Annotated in this window: 16 protein-coding genes; 10 read left to right on the plus strand and 6 right to left on the minus strand. The window is 54.1% G+C overall.

Features of this window, described 5'->3' with window-relative positions; all coding sequences use genetic code 11:
- Together JIN95_RS16095 and gdhB are read left to right on the plus strand one after the other, a co-directional pair.
- Entirely contained in the window at positions 1 to 144 is a 144-nt protein-coding gene (locus tag JIN95_RS16095) for a rubrerythrin-like domain-containing protein (RefSeq protein WP_200532205.1), read from the plus strand.
- Complete coding sequence (gene gdhB, locus JIN95_RS16100; protein WP_200532206.1) at positions 141 to 1,448, plus strand: glutamate dehydrogenase GdhB; 1,308 nt, start codon at positions 141 to 143, stop codon at positions 1,446 to 1,448. Before JIN95_RS16095 ends, gdhB begins: the two co-directional genes overlap by 4 nt.
- A gap of 428 nt (positions 1,449 to 1,876) precedes the next feature.
- Here gdhB and JIN95_RS16105 read toward each other — a convergent pair whose 3' ends face one another.
- Positions 1,877 to 2,713, minus strand: a complete 837-nt coding sequence (locus tag JIN95_RS16105) for a hypothetical protein (RefSeq protein WP_200532207.1) — start codon at positions 2,711 to 2,713, stop codon at positions 1,877 to 1,879.
- A 141-nt stretch (positions 2,714 to 2,854) separates the two neighbouring features.
- Positions 2,855 to 4,558: a hypothetical protein gene (locus JIN95_RS16110; protein ID WP_200532208.1), complete on the minus strand. Its 1,704-nt coding sequence runs from the start codon at positions 4,556 to 4,558 to the stop codon at positions 2,855 to 2,857.
- Between the two features lie 236 nt (positions 4,559 to 4,794).
- On the opposite strand from JIN95_RS16110, the gene JIN95_RS16115 reads away from it, so the two are divergent.
- Genes JIN95_RS16115 through JIN95_RS16140 form a run of 6 tightly spaced genes read left to right on the plus strand, consistent with a single transcriptional unit; the run spans position 4,795 to position 17,011 of the window.
- Entirely contained in the window at positions 4,795 to 5,022 is a 228-nt protein-coding gene (locus JIN95_RS16115; RefSeq protein ID WP_200532209.1) for a hypothetical protein, read from the plus strand.
- Positions 5,015 to 8,314, plus strand: coding sequence for a DUF499 domain-containing protein (locus JIN95_RS16120; RefSeq protein WP_234699407.1), 3,300 nt, complete (start codon positions 5,015 to 5,017; stop codon positions 8,312 to 8,314). The genes JIN95_RS16115 and JIN95_RS16120 overlap by 8 nt, the downstream gene beginning before the upstream one ends.
- Entirely contained in the window at positions 8,314 to 8,955 is a 642-nt protein-coding gene (locus JIN95_RS16125; RefSeq protein ID WP_004594464.1) for a hypothetical protein, read from the plus strand. Before JIN95_RS16120 ends, JIN95_RS16125 begins: the two co-directional genes overlap by 1 nt.
- 7 nt (positions 8,956 to 8,962) lie before the next feature.
- Positions 8,963 to 11,851 carry a DUF1156 domain-containing protein gene (locus JIN95_RS16130; protein WP_121564760.1) on the plus strand — a complete coding sequence of 963 codons (2,889 nt, stop codon included), beginning with the start codon at positions 8,963 to 8,965 and terminating at the stop codon, positions 11,849 to 11,851.
- A 17-nt stretch (positions 11,852 to 11,868) separates the two neighbouring features.
- Positions 11,869 to 15,819 carry a helicase-related protein gene (locus JIN95_RS16135; protein ID WP_200532210.1) on the plus strand — a complete coding sequence of 1,317 codons (3,951 nt, stop codon included), beginning with the start codon at positions 11,869 to 11,871 and terminating at the stop codon, positions 15,817 to 15,819.
- 43 nt (positions 15,820 to 15,862) lie between these two features.
- Positions 15,863 to 17,011: a hypothetical protein gene (locus tag JIN95_RS16140; RefSeq protein WP_200532211.1), complete on the plus strand. Its 1,149-nt coding sequence runs from the start codon at positions 15,863 to 15,865 to the stop codon at positions 17,009 to 17,011.
- Between the two features lie 93 nt (positions 17,012 to 17,104).
- On the opposite strand, the gene JIN95_RS16145 is transcribed toward JIN95_RS16140, so the two are convergent.
- Positions 17,105 to 18,079 (minus strand): deoxyhypusine synthase, encoded by a 975-nt coding sequence (locus tag JIN95_RS16145; RefSeq protein WP_007997362.1) that lies wholly within the window; start codon positions 18,077 to 18,079, stop codon positions 17,105 to 17,107.
- A gap of 119 nt (positions 18,080 to 18,198) precedes the next feature.
- On the minus strand, positions 18,199 to 18,552 hold the full coding sequence (locus JIN95_RS16150; RefSeq protein WP_050032829.1) for a transcription factor: 354 nt from the start codon (positions 18,550 to 18,552) through the stop codon (positions 18,199 to 18,201).
- Between the two features lie 413 nt (positions 18,553 to 18,965).
- Here JIN95_RS16150 and JIN95_RS16155 point away from each other — a divergent pair, with 413 nt between their 5' ends.
- Positions 18,966 to 19,235, plus strand: a complete 270-nt coding sequence (locus JIN95_RS16155; RefSeq protein WP_050032830.1) for a hypothetical protein — start codon at positions 18,966 to 18,968, stop codon at positions 19,233 to 19,235.
- 29 nt (positions 19,236 to 19,264) lie between these two features.
- On the opposite strand, the gene JIN95_RS16160 is transcribed toward JIN95_RS16155, so the two are convergent.
- Both JIN95_RS16160 and JIN95_RS16165 read right to left on the minus strand, forming a co-directional pair.
- The gene (locus JIN95_RS16160; protein WP_154020418.1) at positions 19,265 to 19,543 is read right to left on the minus strand and encodes a hypothetical protein; all 279 of its coding nucleotides are present in this window, start codon (positions 19,541 to 19,543) and stop codon (positions 19,265 to 19,267) included.
- A gap of 139 nt (positions 19,544 to 19,682) precedes the next feature.
- Positions 19,683 to 20,675 (minus strand): hypothetical protein, encoded by a 993-nt coding sequence (locus JIN95_RS16165; protein WP_200532212.1) that lies wholly within the window; start codon positions 20,673 to 20,675, stop codon positions 19,683 to 19,685.
- 874 nt (positions 20,676 to 21,549) lie between these two features.
- On the opposite strand from JIN95_RS16165, the gene JIN95_RS16170 reads away from it, so the two are divergent.
- Positions 21,550 to 22,434, plus strand: coding sequence for an IS1595 family transposase (locus JIN95_RS16170; RefSeq protein WP_200532213.1), 885 nt, complete (start codon positions 21,550 to 21,552; stop codon positions 22,432 to 22,434).
- Positions 22,435 to 22,954 lie beyond the last annotated feature (520 nt).

Raw genomic sequence — 22,954 nt, forward strand, 5'->3', positions numbered from 1 at the left:
ATGAAAGATATCGACCCTGAAACAGACGAAGAAGCCACGTACGAGTGTTTTGAGTGTGGGAAAACCATCATCGCAGAGACAGGCCCCGGACAGTGTCCCGACTGTAGTGGATCGATGCGAAACCGTCAAATGCCGCTCGAATGACTATGGCCTCCAAAGCCGATACTACCCGCGACGAGTCAGGCGACGAGGCGGAATCATCGATCGAGTCGGAATCTGCGCTCGAAACGGCCCGTCGCCAGCTGTACCAAGCTGCCGATCACCTCGACATTGATCCGAACGTCGTCGAGCGTCTCAAACACCCGAAAAAGGTTCACGAGGTGACGATCCCCATCAAGCGGGACGACGGAACTGTCGAAGTGTTCACGGGCTATCGAGCCCAACACGACAGCGTCAGAGGTCCGTACAAAGGTGGGCTTCGGTACCACCCACACGTCACCAGAGACGAGTGTGTCGGACTCGGTATGTGGATGACCTGGAAATGTGCCGTTATGGACCTGCCCTTCGGCGGGGCCAAAGGCGGCGTCGCTGTCAATCCAAAGGACCTGAGTTCGGACGAAAAGGAGCGGCTCACTCGTCGGTTCGCGCAGGAACTTCGCGATGCCGTCGGCCCCAATCAGGATATTCCAGCCCCCGACATGGGGACGGATCCACAAACCATGGCGTGGTTGATGGACGCGTACTCGATGCAGGAAGGTGAGACCACACCGGGTGTCGTCACCGGCAAACCGCCGATCGTTGGCGGCAGTGAGGGGCGAGAAGAAGCCCCTGGTCGGAGTGTCGCAATTATTACGAAGTTAGTCTGCGAGTACTATGACCGGGAACTCACGGACACGACCGTCGCAGTCCAGGGCTACGGGAGCGTCGGGGCGAATGCCGCACGATTGCTCGACGAGTGGGGCGCGACCGTCGTCGCGATCAGCGACGTGAACGGGGCGATGTACGATCCTGAGGGGATCGATACAGCTTCTGTCCCGTCGCACGATGAGGAACCGGAAGCCGTCACCACGTATGCGGACACCGTAATCTCGAACGGCGAGTTGCTCACGCTCGACGTCGACGTACTCATTCCAGCAGCATTGGGGAATGTGATCACCGAAGAGAATGCGGAGGCGGTCGCTGCAGACATCGTCGTCGAAGGCGCTAATGGCCCGACGACCTCGACGGCCGATTCGATCCTCGCAGAGCGAGATATCGCGGTGATTCCCGATATTCTCGCCAATGCGGGCGGCGTGACGGTGAGCTATTTCGAGTGGCTCCAGGACATTAATCGACGGTCTTGGTCGCTCGAACGGGTGAACGACGAACTTGAAACGGAGATGCAGGCCGCTTGGCAGGCCGTCCAGACAGAGTTCGAACACCGAGACGTCACCTGGCGAGATGCAGCCTACATCGTGGCACTCACACGTATTGCTGAGGCCCACGAGGCGCGAGGCCTCTGGCCCTAATTCAATTCAAATATGACTGACACAGACAGTCAGTGCTGTATGAGACTTCTATACTGACCGATTCTCCCAGCCACAATTGGTTGAATCTTCGTGACCGATATGCGCCCTACACCTTGCACGCCAACCCATCACAATATCAATAGGCCAACAGCTGTTTCACCAGATGAAATAGTAGGTTCTCAACAACTCGATGAGTGGGCCTGATAGCCGCTGACTTTGGAGCGATAACCGCGTCGGTCGTCGGCGTATATTACTGAACTCGTGTTGGACGATCGGCAGTAGTGCCAGATTTCGGGCTTGCGGCCCCTATCTTGATATGTAGTCAGACCACTTCTGATAGGTGAGCGTTGGGAGGAGTGCGCCAGCGTCAACATTCGATAAATTTGAGGAGACCAGTAGTAGTTCGGTTCGGTAATAAGATCTAACATCTACTGTAACAGGTGCTCGAGTAGTATCTTTGAAGTGATTTCACGACACCTGATCGGACGGGGTAGTGATATGTCTGTTAGACTCCCGTCCACACCTTTATCAGGATGTTTGATTCGATCTACCGCATTTTTCCACTTCCCTGCATCCTCTCGGGATAGGAAACCCTGTTCAATAAGGTGATCTTTCGTGTCGTGACCAGACCCTCTACCTTCTCCCAAGACGTTCTCAAGACAGAACCAGAAGTATGTCCACTGGATGCTCATATCAAATGAATAGAGCCCGTCGGTGTACAATTCGATTGCATTAATCACGTCACGCTCGTGATCGGCGAGATCGGTCGAGAAGACAGAGCGATCTTCTAATGCCTCCATGGTACTTGTAATGACGGTAGTATCGATATCAAGATGATCTGGTTCAGTCTCTACCGCTCTAAAGTTCGACTGAAAACCCCCGTCTCTTGTGATCTTTCGCCAGTCTTCGTCGAACATGACTCCACGATGAGTAGTCCTTGCGGTGGTTGTCAAGATAGCGCCAGGATCAAGCTGAATATTCATGGCCAGAAGTAGTTTATCTGCTTGCCTTCCAGGCGGACCGTAATCAAGACCCCACTGCTCAACCCAGTAGTCAGAAACCTCAATAAACCAGTAGTTCTGTCCTTGGGTGAAGACTTGTGGATGTTGGCGATTGCTATGTCGTTCTACGCTCGGCTCGTCGCCACTTGCCTGTACGAACCGGATACTATCCGTATCACAAGTGATCCTTCTCACCCCCCCAGAGATCACGGTGTCGTCAGGAGGCTGTGCGAGTGGATATTGGATACACTTGACTCGTCGCATTTAGTGTGATTTGCTCGTTGGCAGTAAGAATAGTCTGATCGTCATTATAATACGGTTCATGCCATTATTTCCCGTGATTTGAGCTCTTGCCGGAGATTCCCTTTGGTGGAGAGTTTGACTTTTGAATTACTTCTCACACTGTCAGTAGATTATCCCAGCGATGATCCACCGGTCACCGTTGTCACCGAGCGGGATGATCTGCATATGGTAATCCGTGTAATCGAAGTTATCTTCTTGAAGCTTTTTATTAACTCGTTCTTCGATACTGGTGACTCTGTCGTCGTTCCAAGATTGTGTGTTGAGGCCGTCGAGTTCCCGGGTCTGCTCAGGGATTCCCCAGAGGAAGACTTTCTCATTGGAGTCTCTCAGCTTGGTTTTGATGTTGGAGACAATTTCGGAGGCGGCGTCGTCCTTTTCGAGATCCTTCTTATTCTTGTATTCGATGAGTCCGCCGTATTCGTTCTCTTTACTAGAGATGACATCTCGGTTCCTGGCCGAGCCATGATTGATATTGATGAGCTGGGAGATCCCGTCCTGGAACTGTTTGCCAAGTTCTCGGGAGAGTACGTACAGCAGTAGGTAGGTAAGGCAGCGGCTAGCTGTTTCTCCGCTGAGGTTCACGATATGTTCATGCGTGGTTTCGGCAAATCTCCGGAGTTCTGGTGTTATCTGATCCTCATCGATGTTGAGGAATGTGAGAGTGTTGACTGTGAACTCATTGGCGGCGGCAGACTGGGAGGGATGGAAGAGTGAGATTTCTGCCCCGTTGATGATATCTGCGAAGATGTGGTCTGCGAAACTGCTGTTAAGATCTATCTTACCATTCGCGTAGATGACGTACAGGTGGTCTGGGAGGCTTCTTTTGTCAAGGACTCGGGTATCTTCGTCCTCATAGTAAATCTCGACCCGATCCTGTTTGTCTTCCACTTTCTCAACATCGTTGTCAAATATTGAGATGGAGGATCCTTCTGGAGATTCGAGGTTGAGGAGGTCTTGGTAGCGTCGGCGCTCTCCGTCAAGACTGAAGCTGTATTCTTTGAAATCGCTCTTGAATGAACGAGGAGATTTGTATTGCTCGCCGCCCCAACGGATTTCTTTGATGAGGTGTGGGCGCTCGTCGTTGAATGCGAACTGTTCTCCTTGGAGTGTCAGTTCGCTTCCGTTGAGCCATTTGTCCTCAAACTCTTCGTTGGTGAACTCGAATTTACACTCAAGTCCGGTCTTCCCCTTGTAGTAGGTAATGATCTGGACGTTCTTTTTCTGGTAGTGGAATTTGCGCTTTGTGACCCCGAGAAAGGCTCTGAAGGAGTCTGATCCAGTGTCCGTGAAATGTGAGAATTTGACTACTCCGTCATCAGTTCTTTCGAAGAGAGCGGCTGATAGGATATTGTCGACATCGAGGAAGCGTCTGATTAGTTCGATTTCGCCTTCCTCCTCTTTGATCGACATCCCGCGTTCGGCTCGAACGTGTGCGAGGAGAAATTGCTGGCCGATGTGGATCAGCATCGCGTACTTGTTGGCCTGGCGTTGTCTTTTGCGAAGGCTGTCGCAGAACTGGCTGAGAAGAAACTTAACAGAGCCTTCTTCTGGACTGTTTTCAACAATCTGTATAGCGAGATCTTTGGGAAGTTCGTCCATCTCGGTTTCCGAGATATCGATTGGGTAACGGAGTTTTCTACTTCGGATATAGTCGAGTAGTTCGTCAACATCGCTGAGCTCGGAGGGAGATTCGATTCGCTCGGAAATGGGGCTAGTAAGGCGGTCCTGTGATTTGACCTGTCGGTAGAAGATGTGTGCTTCCTCGAAGTCCCCGTCTTCTTTTCCTAGTTCTTGTTGTCTCGACATTTGATATTGCCCAGATTGATGTTGTCTGGATGATTTTATCGAGGTAGTGTGATATTTCTTTCTGATAGAATAACAGGGAGTCACTTAGCAAGTGGCCAGCTTTCCGGATTTAGCGGCCTCTCATATTTTGTTGGTTGATTAATTAATCGATGAGATCTCCGCCCGCCCAAACGCTACAGCCATAGCTTAGACTAAGTAAAGGTTATATTGTACCCATTATGTGATATAGACATCAGATGACTCAGAAAACAATTGGACAGAATACCGGGCAATCAGGCCGAGTAAATCTGTCCGGTCCCGAACTTGATCAATTCCGTGCGGAAGTTGGAGATCCAATCAAGGTGGATATTGCTGAGTCGAAGGGGATCGCCAAAGCGATCATAGAGAATAGTTCGGAGGAAGAGTTCGTGATTGTCTCTAAACCAGCTACTGATTCACTATCAGCGGAGGAACCTAATGAGTAGCAACCACCCCTCTCTTTTCGAAAGCTGTCAGCCCCGAGACGATGTCTTGGATGGGTCACTCCAAGAAGAAGAGTTCGCTGCGAAGCTTTCAACTGTCGTTCATAACCCCGAGAAGGCAGCGCCGGTCTACCGAGATCCAGACTCATTCTATGATATGACCTATCCCACGGAGGGACTCCGTACGCTGCTCTCCAATCTCACTGGGCGTTTCTTGGCGACGACAGAATACAATCCTGGATCCTACACGTCGAGTATTCTTTGCCTCGATACGCGTTTCGGCGGTGGGAAAACCCACGACCTCATCGCTTCCTACCATCTTGCTGAGAATCCTGCCGATATTGACGATCTCTCACACTACCTGCTGGACGGTGATGAGGAACTTGCGACTGACTACCAGAATGCGGTAGCCGAGGGTCTGGACATCGCAACGGGGGTTTTCATCGGAACGAAAGCCGATAGCAAGGATGCCCGACACGCTGACGACGACCCGGATGCCCCGAAAACACGGACGATGTGGGGCGAACTCGCTTACCAACTCTACGGGTTCGAGGGCTACGAGTATCTTGAAGACTATGATCAGGACAAGGATGCACCCGGTGAAGGAACGCTTTCGAAACTCTTCGCCCGGCACGACCAGCCGGCTCTCATCCTGATTGACGAAATCGCCGACTATATGAACAAAGCCGCGGGCACGCCTGTCGGCGACAAGACGCTCGCCGATCAGACGCTTTCGTTCGTGATGGCGCTCCTCGAAGCGGCTGCCGAGTCGGAGCACGTCACGGTCGTCTACTCTATCGCGGATACAGCGTTTGGTGAACAGGCTGACCGGGTTCGTGATGGCGTCCGTGATCACATTGAGGAGGTCAACGAGATCGGCCGGCGACAGCACAAGACGGTCACACCGACCGACGAAAACGAGATCGGACAAGTCCTTCAACACCGTCTCTTCTCGGAAGTTCCAGAAAACGCCGCGCGCGAAGCCGCAGACTCATACTTCCGATTCTATGATCAGGAAGACCGGCAGTATCCACAGGAAGCCACCGACGCTGGCTACGTGGATGTCCTCGCTCGCGAGTACCCCTTCCATCCCTCCTTAATCGACGCTCTCACGGACAAGATCGATACAATCCCTCGATTCCAGCGCACGCGTGATGCCCTCCGCTTGCTTGCTCGAGCCGTCTACTACCTCTGGAATCACCAGCCCGACAGTTACGACCGCCACTGGATTCGGATCTACGACCTCACAGTCGCTGATGACGATCCTGGCGGTGGGATTCAGACGATCCTTCGTGAGCGCCTATTCGACTTCGTCGATCTCGGTCCCGCCGTGACTGCCGACATTTACGACGACGATGGTACCGCGCACGCCCAGCTTGAGGATCGGAAATGGACCGAAAACGGTCTCCCACCTCTCGGTACCCATCTGACAACGACAGTTCTCTGGCACAGCCTCGCATACGGTGAACAGGCCGCCGGCCTAACTCACGCCGATCTGAACCTCGCCATCGGCCATCCCGATCTGAACTTCGATGACTACGATGCCGCCCTATCCGCACTCCGGGGCGACGATATGGACGTCGCGTGTTACTTCCTCTACGAGGAAGAGCGCCTCCGATTCAAGCAAGAACCAAATCTGATCCGGATCATCGACCAGCGGATCGAGTCTACTCCCGAAGCGAGCGCTCATTCGCGTTTCCAGAACCGTCTCACCTCGAAGGAAATCGGCGATGGTGGCTTCCAGCCGGTGGAGTTCCCTGAATCGCCGGCGGACTTACCGGATACCCCGGATACCCCGAAGCTCGCGGTGATGCATCCGGACACCGCTGCTGTCGAAGACGGCGGCGATACGCCGCCGAACCGGGTGACTCAGCTCTACGAGCAGCAAGCCGCAAAACACGAGGGAGAGACTGAGACGCGAATCTACAAGAACTACGCTCTGTTCCTCGCCCCTGACGCTGATCGAATGGATGCTGCAATCGACGAGGCTCGGCGTCTCGAGGCTATCGAGGCCCTGCTTGATAGCCCCGAACAGAAAGCCGACCTCTCCTCGGAACAAATCGAGGAGCTTCGAGAACGGAGCGACGAGGCACAGCTGATGCTCGGAGAGCTCGTTCGGAACGTCTACCGACACCTCTACTACCCTGACCGGGACGGGCTCACCCACATCACCATCGGTGCGACCGAATCCAACGGCGGGACGACACTGGTCGACGCTGTCCAGACAACGCTCGAGGATAAGATCGTGAAACGCGACTCCGGCGCTCGTGGGTCCGCTCACGTCCAACAGAAACTCTGGCAGCAGACCCAGGACGCTATGTCCACCGAAGCGCTGGTCAACCAATACGCGAAGAAGCCGGGGCTGGACTACCTCTTCAGCACAAAACCGATTCGAGAGACTGTCTCCTCTCTCGTTAGTGACCACGGGTACGCATACTGGGATGGCGAGTCTGGGACAGCGTACTGGGTCGGGACAACAGAGCCTGAATCGTGGCCGCATCCGGAACCGTTCGCGAAATCTCCCGATGTCGAGACCTCGATTCGGGACAGCGATGTCCAAATCGGGAGTGCCTTCGTCGTTTATCGAGATATCGACGCGCTCGTCGACGACTACCTCGACGAAATTGACCGGCCAGAACAGACGGTTGCTACCTGTGCTGAGTGTGGGGCGGAGGTTGAAAACCCAGAAGGAAGCGAACCCTACTACTGTGAGGGACACCAGTCCGATACGACCTGTAGTTCCTGCGGAAAAGAGGTCGCTAGCGAGCAGCTGCTGGACGCACGCGGACGCTGCGAGGAATGCCAGCCAGACGAATCCTGGGAGGCGAGCAAGAAGATGATGTCCGCTTCGCGGGCGTTCTCAGAGGTTCGTCGCGATGCGGAATCGAAGGCCGGAACTGACCGGACGCCGCTGCTTGAAGAGGTGACCATCCAGGTCGGTGGGGACGAACCTTTCCAAGCGGCCAAGTTCATCAGTCAACGCCCCGGATTCAAAGCCCGCGAAGACTCGGTGACGGTTCGAATGCAGTACGAAACCCGGACTGACGACGGGACGTACAGCGCGGAATTCACGGGGTCACCGAGCCGATTCCGGGACGTGATCGACCAGCCCGGCTCGTTCGGCGATGATCGAGAAACCATCCAGTTCCGCTTCCAGTTTGACGAGCCCGAACCGATTACTGACGAGGGTGACGACCTTCTCGCTGCCCTCGATAATGACCTCGATGCGGGCAACATCGATGTTCGGGTCGAAGGGCGTGGCCCGATTCAGGCGAGCTCGGAGGTGACGGTCTGATGGCGAGTCGCGGTTCGGAATTTGAGACCTCACCCGCTGAGGGAACAGAGGAGGATCGGCTGGTTCGCTACGGGACGAGTATGTTCGGTGGCCGCCCGACGTTCACGCTCGTCCGACGAGAGACAGACGGTGGCGGCGAGTGGACGCTCCACGAACTACTCCCTCGTGAACAGGCTGAAGCCCGCCGTGATCGCCTAGAGCGAGATGGTCGTTCGCTGAGTATCACACCAGTCGAGGATCTTGTCTCGGACATCGCTGGCGACGACCTCCTTTCCAAGCTCGATGGTTGGACGTGGGATGAGTGGGCCGGCGCAAAGGTCGCACGGCTTGACCCGACCCGCGTCCGTGCGCTCCAGGACGTCGTCAGGGAAGCGATCGAGGGCACGCCAGGAGATTCCTCAGAAGTTCTCACTGGTGGGGCTGGATTCGTGTTCCTACCCGAGACGGCAGGCGTCCGGCTTGCTGTTGCCTTCCGTGGCGTGAAACCGATCCAGCGTATCGATCGGATGCGGTCGCTGGCTCGAGGCGTTGCACGGATGAGCGATGAGGAGTGTTACTACTGGTACGCAAAGTGTCGGTCTCCGTCGAGTCCGAACGGCGAAAAGGCCCTTCGAGTGTTGCTGACGGACCATATTGAGTGATCTAACTATGAGCCGAAATCCCGAAACACAAGATAGCGATTCGGAGCTGAAGCGTGTCGCAATTGAGGGGAATCTTCCCCTGAAGGCGGTTGGTATCGAGAATCTGAAAGAGGCCAACCCCTACTTTATGCCGCCTCATCGATATCTTCACCCGTGGTTTGCACGTCGTCCAACTCCAGCTTCTAGACTGGCTATTCTAGCGTCCATACTTCCTCCAGAGGTGGACGCCAACACGCTGCTGGATTGGATGCAGATCAAGCCTCGTGACGAAATCGACGTCGATATTGAGGAATACGTGGCAGAAAAGAAGCGTACTGAAGATGATCGGGATGGAAACTTAGAGGACCACTACGGATATCCTCGCCCGTACACTCGGACACCGACTACAGATGAGAAAGCGGAGATGCACGAGTTGCTTCGGGAGCATTGGGACGGAGAGCTACCTACTGTCTTAGACCCGACTGCCGGTGGGGGCGTTATTCCGTTTGAATCTCTGCGCTATGGCCTACCGACAGCAGCGAACGAACTCAACCCTGTCCCGACTGTGATGCTTAAGGTCCTCCTTGAGTATGCGCCCAGCGTTGGTTCTCTCCAGAGCGAACTCAACCAGTGGGCCGACCGAATAGATGAACTTGCTAGCGAGGAGCTTGAACCATATTTCCCGAGTGATGGTGAACGGCAGACACCTTCCCACTATGCGTGCACTTACGCAGTTGATTGTCCGGAATGTGGCTGTGATATCCCGATAACGAAGAAGTGGTGGCTTCAGAAGCAATCCTCATCGAAAGGTGTCGCAGCACGTCCTTCTGTGTCTAATGATGGTACTGAGATTGAGTACGAGGTTGTTAGACTCCCCGATGACGTTGAAAAGTCTGAATACAACCCCCAAGATGGGCCTCATACTCGGAGTGGAGCCGAATGTCTCAATTGCGGTATCGTAATGGAATCCGATACCATTCAAGACCGGATCCGTAATTACGAGTTCGAGTATGAAATCTACGGCGTGAAATATGAGAAGTCGAGTGGGGGGACTGCCTGGAGAGCCCCTATTCCGGAAGATGATGAGGCCCAATCAAAAGCGGCAGATCGAATTGAAGCTGATTTTGAGCTTAGCTCGCTTCTGGATGTACCGCGCTATATTGGTGACGAAGACCGTGCAGGACCATATGGCGTCACTAAATGGCGGGATGCATTCACACCAAGACAGCTGGTAACTCAGTATGAGTATCTCCAAGCTTACAAGCAGTGCCAAGCTGAGATCTTTGAACAGTACAGTAAGCAAAAAGCAGAGGGAATACTGGCAGTATTAGCGTTAGTGGCCGGAAAGACTGTAGATAGAAATGTTCGTTTTGCGCCATTGGACATCAGTAATGGCCTCCTCGGCAATTCTCTCGGTGGTAAACACTTCACACTCCAGTGGTCGTTTGTCGAAAACAACCCTTCGGCAGGGAATCAGAGCTATCAGGATACTGTTGATCGAGTTAGGGACTCTTACGAAGAAATCGCCGATTATCTCCGTGATGAAGATGCGGAAAACGTCCACGTCTCACAAAGAGATGCTGCCGATCTATCGTTTGAGTCAGATTCCATCCAAGCCATCGTAATTGATCCCCCTTACTACGATAGCATCATCTATTCAGAGATGTCCGATATGAGCTATGTTTGGCTCAAAGAATACCTCCAAGATATCTATCCAGACATCTTCTCTGACGACCTTACTGACAAGAGCCAAGAGGCGGTTGCTAATGTGGCCGAATACGAAGAAGTCGCTTCGGATTCCAAATCTAAGTCCGAATTAGCTGCCGAGGACTACGAGAACAAGATGGCGGAGATTTTCCAAGAACTCTACCGTGTTCTCGAGCCCGGCGGTGTGATGACTGTCATGTTTACCCACAAAGAATCCAGCGCATGGGATACCCTTACAAAGTCGCTGATTCGATCTGGGTTCACCATCACATCAACCCACCCAATCACCAGCGAGATGCCCCAGCGGACCGACACCCGTGGTGGAGGTTCAGCTGACAGTACTCTGCTGCTCACAGGGAGAAAACCGCACGATAGTAAGACGGAATCTGAAACGGTTCCAACCCTGTGGAGCGATGTCCGTGCTGAGACCCGTGAAGTAGCGAAAGAGGCAGCGAGAGACCTGCTTGATGCTGGTCTCTCTCTGACGAAAACAGACGTCATCATTTCGGCGTTCGGGCCGACACTGCAAGTTTACGCAGATGCCTATCCTGTCGTCGACGACCAAGATAATGAGATTCCTCCACGGCGAGCTCTAGAAGAAGCACGCGAGGCCGTAACGCGAGTCCTTGTCGAGGAATATCTTGAAGGCGAGCGACTAGACGACTTGGATGACATTACAGAGTGGTATATCCTCTCCTGGCTGGTTCACGAATCGGACACCTTCCATTACGATGACGGCCATCAGCTGGGGCTCGGTATTGGTGTCGACATTGACGATATTAAGCGCTCTACGAAAATTTGGGGGAAGAAACGTGGGGATATTCAGCTGAAAACTCATGAGGACCGCGTCCAAGATATCACACTGCCCCCCGAAGAGAGATCTAACCGGACGCCCGTCGATCCTGAAGCGCTGTCCTACACGATCGCCCTCGATGCGGTTCACGCCGCTATGCACGTCTACGAGAAACAGGGCGAGGACGTCGCGATTGATTGGCTCAAAGAACGCAACTTCGACACAGACGCGGGCTTCAAGGCAACACTGAAAGCTCTCCTGCAAGTTCTTCCCCAGAGAAGTTCGGAATGGGAAGCCGCTCGCGACCTCGCCTTAGGTCGGACCCACGACGCACTTGGTCTCGAATTCACACCTACTGATTTCACTGACGTCTCAGAAGACAGAGCCGAACAGACTGAACTCGGTGACCACGCCTAACCTGAAACTCCTCCAGTATGACTAACCTACGTGACCGCGAGTGGCAGTCGATCTACGAGAGCAAGCCCGAGCAGGGACGCGCCCATCTCGTCAAGGACTTCTACGAGCCCGCATTGGAACGCAGCCAGCAATACGACCGGATTGCGGGCTACTTCTCCAGTACGGCACTCGCGGCTGCTGCCAACGGCATTCACGCCCTTGTCGAGAACGATGGTGAAATGCGTCTCATCGTCGGCACCGAACTCTACGAGTCAGACCGTCCGGTTCTAGAGACGCTCACCGACCGCCTCGAGGAAAACCTCGAGGACCTCGATGACGAACGCCTGGATGCGAACCTCCGTATTCTCGCGCGTCTCCTCCGCGAGGGCCGAATCCACATCAAGGTCGCCTATCCACGCTCTCCCTCTCACGATTGGGAGATCTTCCATCCGAAAGTTGGACTCTTCCACGATAGCGACGGAAACACGATTTCGTTCGAGGGCAGCGTCAACGAGACGGTCGGAGGCTGGGCTCGCAACTACGAGCGGTTCAAAGTCCACCGTTCGTGGGTTCCTGAACAGGCGGCCTACGTCGCCGGCGACGAGGAGACATTCGAGCGACTGTGGAGTGATGAACACCCCTTCGTCGAAGTGTATGACCTCCCCGAGGCGATCGAAGAGGACATCATCGACTGGAAAGCCCCAGATACCGAGAGCGATCTCCAGGAAGCGATTCAGATCGCGAACGGTACAGCTCCGCCGACGGAGCGCGACAAAGCGAACATCATTCAGGATGGACCACTCTCGCCCGGTGGGCTCGCACTAGCCGAGGAAGCGAGCACGATCACGCCGTGGCCGCATCAACGAGTTGTCTCCGACACACTCGTCAATACATATCCACAGAGCTTCTTGCTGTGTGATGAGGTGGGACTCGGGAAGACGATCGAGGCCGGCCTGACGCTCTCCCGGCTCGGACTCACCGGCGAGCTGGAAACCGGGTTGTTGCTGGTTCCGGCGAGTCTGCAGCGGCAGTGGCAGGAAGAGCTCTGGGAGAAGTTCAACATCAACGCCGTCCGATTCGACCGGGACACAGCGGGCGATCACGTCTTCCGGGACGTCCGCGGTCGCGACCACTATCCACCATCGGCAACGGACCTCGACCTCACTGGGGAGCGCGAATGGGCGGACAGCCCCATCTGGCGGTTCCTCTACGAACAGCAGTCGACTGATGCCGATGCATCGTCGCCGCTGGATGGGCCGACGGTCGTCATTATGTCCTGGCACACGGCTCGTCTCGACGACCGGTGGGATCAGGTCGCTCCCTTAGACCGGGTATCCGACCGGTCTCGGGACGTCATCCCGGCAAGCTGTCGCGGACGCGACCACGATACGGAAGACCGGATGGGCGTGTGGGACGCCGTCATCGTCGACGAGGCGCACAACGCCCGGCGTGGCAGTAATTTCTACGCTCTTCTCGAACAGCTTCGCGATTATACGCACGCCTACTACCTCCTGACTGCTACCCCGATGCAATTGCACTCTGGCGAACTCTACGATCTGATGCAGTTGCTGGATCTTCCGGGTGGTTGGGATAACCGGGATACCTTCATGGAGTTCTTCGAAACTCGAGACGGGCTGTCGCAGGCCCTCAACGAGGTTCTCGACAACCCGAGTTCAGAGTCCGACGAAGCGGAGGCTTCCTGGGACACGCAAGCCACGCTCGATGGACTGGAACACCAAGATCGGCTCCCGACGGATCGACCATTCTCCTCAAAAGTCTTCCAGCACCTTGCAGACGAACTCGAGATCAATGAGGACGGACAGGACCGTGCCATCGCCAAAGAGCGTGTGCTGACCGCGTGCCGGCTCTCACGAGCCTATGGAGACGCCTACGACGGCTATCTCGACCATGTCGACGACGCGATGGCAGATTATGACATCGACCGCTTCGAGGCGAGCGAGGATACGAAACTCAAACGGCTCCTCTATCCTGAAGACGCCGACGAGTGGTTGATGGCGTCCCGCAGCGACCGACAGGACGCACTTGACGAACTCTCTCCGGGCGGTTGGCGAGTCATCCACGATGTTCTCGCGGAGTCCACACCGGTCGACGCGCTCATCCATCGGAATACACGGGATACACTCCGGAAGTACGAGGCGGTCGGTCTCCTCGATACGACCGTTCCGAACCGGAATCCCGAACAACGGAAAATCGAACTCACCGAGGAGACACGGGCGGTCTACGACCAGATCGACGAGTACACACGTGAGTTCTACAAGCGAGCCCAGCAGACTGACGAAGCCCAAACACGCGCCATCGGGTTCGTGATGACCACGTACCGACAGCGACTCACGTCGAGTGTCTATGCGATCAGTCAGAGCCTGAAACACCGGCTTGAGACACTTCGGGCCCAAAGAACCGTGCTTGCCGGACGGGAACGCGCTCGTGACCGGGACTATGGTGATGCGGAGCAGGTCGTCCTCGAAACGCTACAAGACGCAGACCTCGACGACGGGGACGTTTTAGATGAACTCGACGCTAGTAGCGACGACCTAGATCTCTCTGAACTCATCCCGAGCGTGACTGAAGAGGGGAAACAGCTTATCGAGGAAGAAATCGAGGCTCTGGAAGCGTTCGTCAACGACTTAGACTTGGTTGATACAGACCCGAAGATTCAGCAACTCTACAACGACCTCGACGAGCTGGACCGTGCTGGTCACAACCGGGTGATTGTCTTCACGCAGTACGCGGACACAATGGACTTCATCCGGGACAGTCTCGCGGACCTTCTTGGAGAGACAATTGCGACGTACTCTGGTCGTGGCGGCGAGCTGTACGACCCCGATTCTGAAACTTGGGAGCACGTCGGGAAAGAGCGCGTGAAGCGTGAATTCTCACGTGATGATGGACAGGTCGATATCCTCGTCTGTACCGACTCCGCGAGTGAGGGGCTAAACCTCCAGGAGTGTGGGGCGCTCATCAACTACGACCTGCCGTGGAATCCGATGCGAGTTGAACAGCGTATCGGTAGGATTGACCGCATCGGCCAACGATTCGACGAGATTCGCATTCTCAACTACAGCTACGAGGATACGGTTGAGACAGACATCTACGATCGCCTTGACGATCGGATCGGCCTCTTCGAAAACGTCGTTGGTGAGATGCAACCCATACTCTCCGGTGTCAGCCAACAGATCCGGGATGCGACCTTGAACGCCGACAGCGCTGACGACCAGAGTGCGGTCGAATCAGCTGACCGTGAGTTTTCTGAAGAACTCGAAGAACGCAAACAGGGCGACCGCGTTGATGTCGGAGAGTCACTTGAGGACGTCGACGACCTCGTCGCTCAGGACGTCGTCGACGAAGCAAAACTTGATGCGTGGCAGTCCTACACCCACCCGGATCTCGTCGATGTCGGCGAGGAAGAATACGAGTATCAACCCCCGTTCGAGACACCGAGCCTCCAGTCAGTGTTGGTCGATAACGACGCTCTTGCCGAGGCCGGTGTCGAATTCACACCGGTTCACGAGATTGTCTTCGAGTACGACGATGGGGACTTCGACTTTGCGGACAGTACATACCGTCTCTCAGTAGGTGATGCACCGATTGAGGTCCCAGCCGGGGATGGGGAACAGACGATTGCACAGGCTATTGCGACTGCTGCTGATGAAGTGGCAGTAACGTTCTCGGCAGAGTGTGCCGACGAGTTCCCATCGGTTCAGCATCTTGCACCAAGTCATCCACTTCTCGGACAGCTCCTCACAGTTTTGCAGGATGTGAGTGAGGAGCCGTCGCGATTCCAACAGCGAATCGTGACCCGTCCCGATCAAGACCAAGAGCCAGTCGTGTGTGCGTGGGGACGGGACGGCGTGTTCACCCGGATTGCAGGCGATGGGACTGTGACTGAAAATGGACCGATGGATTCCCTTCCGACGTGGTGTGATCAATTCCTCGACAACCGAGAGAAGTCAACAAAGCAGCCACAGTAGCTGGGTAGTTTTGTAAGCATGGACTGTCCAGATGAACCAATAGATGCCAAACACTGCTCTTGAAGCAAATCTCCGCGGTATCGGAGACGGTGCGAGACTGGAACAGTTGGCGGTTGACCTACTTGGTCGAGAAGGATACGATGTTGATCCAACTGGCGTGAGGGGTCCAGACGGCGGGCGCGATGCACTTCTTGAGCGCTCGGGGAAATCTGGCGTTCTCCACTGTAGTGTGACCTCGAGTAATATCGAGAAGAAGATTCGTTCGGATGCAGAGTCAGCTGCTGACTACCCGGAGGAGTTCGATTTCTTCATATTTGCTACCACCACGGAGATTGCCGGCGTCAAACGTGACCGATTAGAGAATGAATTAGCGGATACGTACGGCTGGCGCGTCCACATCAAGGACTTTGCTCGATTGAGAAAAGATCTGATGGACATCGACAACCACGATCTCGCCCAAGAACATCTCCATGTCGCCCCGCAGAATGCTCTCGACGACCCAGAACAGGATGTAGACGAATTATATGAGGCTCAAATCGACCGATTACGGGAACGCCAGCCTCGTTACGGTGAATTATTAGATGAAGAACCGATTGTGGCTGTCCATGTCATTCCCGTTGAGTCGGTTTCGGATCCTCCTGGGATGATCGCAACCGATCTCCCTGATCCACCAAAATTCCGGTCACGGTCGGCTGGTACCGAAGGTTACGGTGATTTCATAATTACAGCTCCGTATACGGAGCTGTCTGAAGAGAGATTCTCCGAGTACGTCTGCTTAGACGGTAATGGGTGGGTAGAAGCTGTAACAACCAAGATGACTATGGAGCGGAACGGAAGGTACGGGATAGCGTGGTTCATCGATAAAGAGATCGTCTCCCTAATTGACCGCCTCCAAGAGATGTACGAGACTATGGGCATCTACCTGCCGTTGTACGTTTATATTACTATAATCGGGGCAGTGAACTATCCGATTGAAAAACCAGAAGGAGTTGTCGGCCCAGACAGCACCCGTCCGATCAGCGAGAATGTCTTCCAATTGAAGCGCGTGAAAATAGATGGTTGGGACTCTAATATCGCGTTGGCCCTTCGCGAACCACTCTATCAGCTCTGGAACCGTATTGGCTGGCGAAACGGTTCGATACACTATTCGAAGAGTGAGGATGGTTTTGAATGGGATCCATATAGGACATAGATAGCTTTGCGACACAAAATTTCCTGCTCGTGATTATTGCGCTAATCCCCGCCACTCGATATCATATCAGACCCGCAACGGGCGTGTGAGAGGTTATTGTTTGAACGCTTTCGCCACAAGCAGTGGGAAGACAAGTGTAGCCTCTGCTTCCACTTGTGTGTAGTTCGTCTGGTTTTCTTTGATCTTCCCCCAAGAAACAGCCTCGTTCGGCGGTGCACCCGATAATGACCCATCACCCTCCATCCCCGTTGAAATGTACACCACGTAATCCGCTCCCCCTCGAAAGAGGTTCGTCATGATTGCATGGTGTTTCGGTACTCCACCACCCACCGCGATGAGCCCCGTCGAGTCCGCCAGCAGCCCATCTTCAATTAGCGAGTCATAGTCGTCCAAAATCTCAATACCCACTTCTGAATCATACCCTTGACGGTAATAGTAGAGGAAGTTCCCGACCTCGGAGTCCGTCAATGCTGGACAGTACACCGGTACGTCGTTGTCCGCAGCCTGCTTTAGAACCGAATCCTCATCCTCAAGAGTTTCACCTAACTCGCGTGCGAACGACGTCGGTGTTCTCACTTTCTCCTCTGCGAAAAAGTCCTCAAAGAAATCATACAGATACTCTTCCAACCACACATACCGGTCAGAAGGAACGAAGAGATTCCCGAGCCGATTGATCCCACGCTCACGGAGCGATGCCTCGTCTGCGTCCCATTTTCCCATCTTGAATGGCTTTGCCGTCTTGATCACGTCCTCGGTCAGCGATCCAGACGTCGTAATAACTACGTCCACATACCCCTCTCGAACGAGATACGCGACGGTCTCGCGCAGCCCCGACGAGATGATGTTTGACGTGAACGTGAGGTAGACAGTGGCGTCCGCCTCCTGCATACGTTCGGCGATGTCGATTGCCTCTGCGAGCTGCGTCGCCTGGAACCCCGTTGTCCCATAGGCGTCGAGCATCTCGTCAAAATCAAATTCTCCACGAAAGTCGTAGCCACGAACATCCGGCGTGTCAGGTTCCTCATCACTCCCAGGAACGACGTCGCTGTGAGAGTCATCTTTGTCCATACTACTGGATAATCTGACGCCGGTTTGAAGAACTCGGAATCGGTCTCCAAGCCGTTGATGAAACCCTCAACAATTGAGAGTTGGTGACTAAGAGCCGTCAGAAGCCCTTGAGAACAGAGTCACTCTTCCTCGTACGCGAGGTTCATCAGCCATTGGGAGAAGGCGTCTGCCTGCGGATCGACCTCTTCCTCACCGATGAATGGCGAGAGCATGTCACCCGCCATCAGCAGTGAAAAGTCAAGATCAGATGCTGTTGGTTCGAGATAGTAGGTCCGTTGACCTTCGTACACCGTTTCCTCACGCTGGATCACCTCGGCACTCTCAAGCGCTTCGACTATTCGGCTTCCTTTTCGCGAAGAGACATCCAGCTCTTTCCAAAAGTCGCTCTGGTGAATCCCACCCGTCTCGCGGATCAGTTCAAGACCCGCATGTTCGTCTTCCGAGAGATCGGCTTCACCCTGTGACGCACTCATATTCCAACAGCTAACGTGTCTCCATTATAATCGGTCTTTCTGTCGCTAATACTCGTTATGAGATTGGCCGAGATTATTGTGCCAATCTCCCACTCGGTGGCACGACAAACCCGCAACGGGCGTTTTTCGGGTTCGTTCAATCGATATTGTAAATCAATGCCTTATGTAGAAATCCGGTGAATAGGGGACGGTAAATGTTACATAAGGCAGCAGGCATCGCTGACAAGTGAATCCTGAGCCCACGTCACGGTCGACATCGACCGTGGCCTGTCTGTCCATCTCGTCACGTTGCCAGTTGTAGGGCGGTACGGCTTACTCAGGGCTAAAAATCACTAAGAAGGCGTTTCACTCTATGAGGCTTCCGAAGACAGATTTATAACGATCGAATATGTACTTTTTGATAGGTGGTATGTATGGCCACACCAAGCTATGCGGGGGCAGAGTCGCACCACCACCCAGATAGCGACATTGAGACGGGTGAAACCGCAGTCTGGCCACTCGTTGAGTGCCTCGGTGGGAGCGTGGGGGCTGGAATTATTTTTCTCCTCTCCCTCCCAGTGTTAGCCGATCTCATGAGTCCGCTTGGAGCCCTGTCTCCAACTGGGCTCCTCGTCGTGTTTCTGTTCGCGTGGCTGTTCTTGTGGCTACTCATCGCTGTGACTCGCGAGCGAGTCACCGACTGAGTAGTCACAGAACAGTGTATACACTATCTTCAGTCGAACACGTCGGTGAAGTCCTGAAGAATATCTTGTGACGACTTTCCATCAGCACGAGATGGAATTGGATCCTCCCAGCATTCGACCTCGAGTGTTTGTGCATCCGATATCTGATGCGGATCAGTCGTCACGTTGAGAATTGCCGTGTGATAGATAGCAAGGAGTCGGTGATCATGGACACTCACGTGATCGATGCCAGCTCGATTCAGGACTGCTGGAATATCCGTGGGACTAGAGAGAGATGCCGAGACGGTTGGAGAATCCGGGTCACCCATACCAACGATTCTCACATCAGACACATAAACTACCTGTGCTGGAGAGCCTCGAGGGACTCGCGTCGACCGTTGAGAAACACCCACGTTCGGGCCGACGTCGACCGTAACGTGTCTCGCCCCGTCACGTCGCCAGACGGACTCATCGGTCGGCATTCGAGCGCGTGTGATACGACTGTCCAGACTTGAATTCGGTCAGTTCCTCAATCCTCGATTCGAGCTCTTCGACTTCGTCGCGAAGCTGGTCGGCGTCGTCAGCATCGCTCGCCGCAAGTTGGTCTTTCAGCCCTTGGAGCCGTGTCTCCTTGCGGTCTTCGTCCACCTCGGCTTTCCGAACGTACTCGGTTTCTTCAATTTCGTAAACGTCGCTTTCAGCAACATCAGTCACTTCGAGGGCGTCGTCAACCTTCCCGCGATCAACGCTCACCACCCGATCACGGTCGATCCCCGCTGATTCGAGCGTGTCCAGCACCTCGTCGTCATCTTTGAGCGAGCGGTTCGTCCGAGTTGTCCGCTGGACCGAGCCGTACGATCCCGAGACCGGTCGGTCGTGATGGAGTCGGTCTAAGAGCGTGTCCGCGATCTCCTTGCGGAGGTCGTTGGCGTTCCGTTGAACGTCCGAGAGCAAGGTATACAGGTCGATGAGTGTCCCTGTCTCGACCCCTTCAAGCGCTGTAACCTCGTGACGTTCCAGCGCGTCGACGAGCAACAGCGCATCCGCGTAGACATCGAGATCAGGTTCTGTCCGTTCGTCGGGAGCAGGCTCAGAGGGCGGGTCCTCGTCCAATAACAATGAGGTGGTTGGCGCTTCGGTCTCGATTATCACACCTCGGTCGTCGTTCACCTCGAATCGTGGATGGAGACTCAATACCGTCGGGTATGGATCCGCATCGGGTGGGAGTCGATCAAGGTCGAACCCATCGGTAGAGTCGGAGACACGTCGATATAGTGTCTCGAACTGGTCTTTTTGAAGCGGTCGCGACTCACCGCTATCTGAGAATCTGATGATGACACGGTGTTCCTGGACGCCAGTTATCTGAAACCGGTCGTTCGAGAGTGGTGTCCGGAGCGTCGCTCCTTCCGGGAGGTCATCTAACCGCTCAAGGAGATTGTGCCAGCTGACCCGAAACGACATATTCGTAGTGAGAGAGCGCGATGATAAATGTCTGAGGTTGTTGACAGAGATTATCGATGGATTCGTCATTGGGTGGTTATAGTCACTTTTTGGTTGTGGTGACGGAGGTGAAATATAACAGGAAGATACGACTGGGTCCACGGATTCAAGATATTTTACCACTAGACGCACCCCTCTGTCGACTTGTTCAACAAAACCACCTGTATATAGAGGGTCACCTCTATCGATTTGTTTCGCGAGGAGTTACCCATAGGAGATCGGTATTGAATTAGTGGAGAGAAGTTCTTTCCACGCCCTAGTGGGAGGTTTCCATTGCTGATCAAAATTGAGCATAGGACCACTCCTACACGTAGTCGGGGGATTCACCACGACCGTGTCCCTAGGACCACACACCCACCCCTATCGATTTGTTCTAACGAGAAAGAGTGGTGAGGTGGGTCAATCACGGGGGAGCCAAGGTGGATATGGTTAATCAGAATAATATCCTTCGGCTAAATCCATCTTTATAAATTCGATTCTGTTATAATTGGTGTGTAGAAAGGGGGTTGAACAAATCGATAGGAGTGGGTGTAGAGTAGTTAGTCGAAGAAATAAAAGGAGCAACAAGACATCACTCACCACAGTGTACAAGAACTCCGATCTTGGTCTTCGTCGCTTGGTTTCTTGACTTCTTATTTAATATCCTATTAGGAGGAGAATATAGCGACGAAGAGTGATTAGAACAAATCGATAGACGTGTGTTCTTCTATCTAGCTAGTAGCTAGAACTAGAAAGAAGAAAAAGCGCTCTTGGGTAGAGGATTGTTGGTCACTTCTCAGCAGTAGCTGGAAGTCACAGCAGGCAAGGGTGACGCGACCGCGCCACCCGACGAACGATGATGCCAATCAAGACGTTCGTCTCGGAGCGTCGCGCCGGGAATCTGCTGTCACAGATTCGCTGGCGTGACGGCGTCTATTGCCCACGCTGCCGTGGCGAATCTGTGATCCGCTACGGCAGCTATCGAGTGTTTCAGCGGTATCTGTGTAAGGATTGCGACCGCACGTTCAACGACCAGACCGGCACCGTTTTCGAACACTCATCGGTCGAACTCAGAAAATGGTTTCTCGCCGTTTACACGTACATCCGCATGAACACGAGTCTCAGACAGTTAGACGTAGAGATTGGCGTTTCTTACAAGACGATCTACCGGCGCGTCCAGCGCTTCCTGCGGGCGCTGGACGCGCCTCGACTCCATCTCAAAGGCCCCGTTGAGATCGACGAGTTCTACGTGAAAGCGGGGATCAAAGGCCGCGAGCGCGACCAGCCGTCGCGCTCGCGTGGCCTGTCCACGCGCGGACGTGGAACATACGCTGAGGACAAGTTCCCTGTGTTTGTTCTCGCAGATCGTGGCAGCGATGAACGGTACGTGATACCGGCGAAAGCCGCGACCGAATCACGGATTCGACTCCTGCTGGCCGACCGCCAACAAGAGTCGTTGACCGTTTATACCGACGGCTTTCGGGCGTACGAACCGCTTGACGAGGATGACGCATTCACTCGGGAATACGTCGTCCACGGTGACGGCGAGTACGTCGATGGAGACGTTCACGTGAACACCTGCGAGAGCCACGCTTCGCTGGCGCGGCGGTGGCTCTCGCCGCACCGTGGCGTCTCCAAAGACAGACTCACACCGTATCTCCGAGGATTTCAGCTTCGACGTGAAGTTTTTCGAAAATCAGGTGAAGAAGCCCTCAAAACCATCCTCGAAACTGTGCTATGACTCATAAAAGTCTATATCGTAGTCGAAAATTATATGTTGGCTAGGTTTAACACACAACATATGGCAGGAGGGTGCTACTATTGCGATGGAAAGGTGGATCGTAGTAACGGTCTTCAGTGTCCCAAGTGCAGAGAAGTTGCCCACTTGAGTTGCTTGAAAAACCATGGTCTAGTAGCAGAAAAAGGAGGTGGGCTTTTGAGTAGTTCAACGACATACACCCGGTGCCCGTCCTGCGGAAACGAAGAACCACTAGGCTAAGCTATTCTGGGGTTTTGGTAATCACTTTCCGTGTAGAGTTACAATTTTGGAGCTGATCGGTTCCGTGACTGTCTTGCCTTGTTGAACGCAAGACTGCGTCGGGGTAGGGTCGATAACTCACGGTTTCACGATGTCAGAGACTGGTTCTTACACTCAGAAGATGTAGTAGCCGCCGCTGGCGGTGGTCGTCAAAGGGTCAAAACTATGGTATCTTACTTCCTTGATCAGGTGACGACGGCGATGCCTCTCCCAAATACGTCCG

Origin of the sequence: Halorubrum sp. LN27 (assembly GCF_016635065.1) — an archaeon.
Classification (GTDB): domain Archaea; phylum Halobacteriota; class Halobacteria; order Halobacteriales; family Haloferacaceae; genus Halorubrum; species Halorubrum salipaludis.